This window comes from Streptomyces bugieae (assembly GCF_036352915.1).
Taxonomy (GTDB): Bacteria; Actinomycetota; Actinomycetes; order Streptomycetales; family Streptomycetaceae; genus Streptomyces; species Streptomyces endophytica.
Genome location: NZ_JAZBJP010000152.1, coordinates 1 through 457 on the forward strand (window position 1 = coordinate 1; position 457 = coordinate 457).

The 457-nt window shown below is 72.0% G+C and carries 1 protein-coding gene; it reads left to right on the forward strand.

Features of this window, described 5'->3' with window-relative positions; genetic code table 11:
- Positions 1 to 52 precede the first annotated feature (52 nt).
- Positions 53 to 457 (forward strand): hypothetical protein (locus tag V2J85_RS40645; RefSeq protein ID WP_330824396.1); only part of this gene is annotated, 405 nt, incomplete at its 3' end.

Here is a 457-nt window from a genome sequence, read left to right on the forward strand (position 1 = left end):
TTCCGCCCCGGCCCCGGCCGGACCGGCGCGGAAGGGGCGTACGGGCCTGATCGTGACGCTCGTCCTCGGCGTCTCCTTCGCCCTGGTGGGGGCGGGGGTGGTGCTCGTCTACTCGCTGATGCAGTCGGCCTGGGACTCCGCGGCCCTGTCGCCCGAGCGGCCGGGCTCGTCCTCCTCCACGCCGTACACGGAGGAGGACGAGGAGGAACCGGACGAGGAGCCCGAGTTCGACACGGACGGGACGGCGGACGTCACGATCACGAAGTGCACGCGGGACTCCCTGATCGACTGGCCGCACGCGGAGCTGGAAGTCGTGAACGGGACCGGGAGCACGGCGGCCTATGTCGCGTACGTGTCCTTCGTGGACCGGGACGGTGAGCTGGTGTCCGAGGGCCTCGCGGTCGCGGAGGACGTCGCGCCCGGGGAGAAGGCCAAAATGACGGCCCAGGGCACCGGG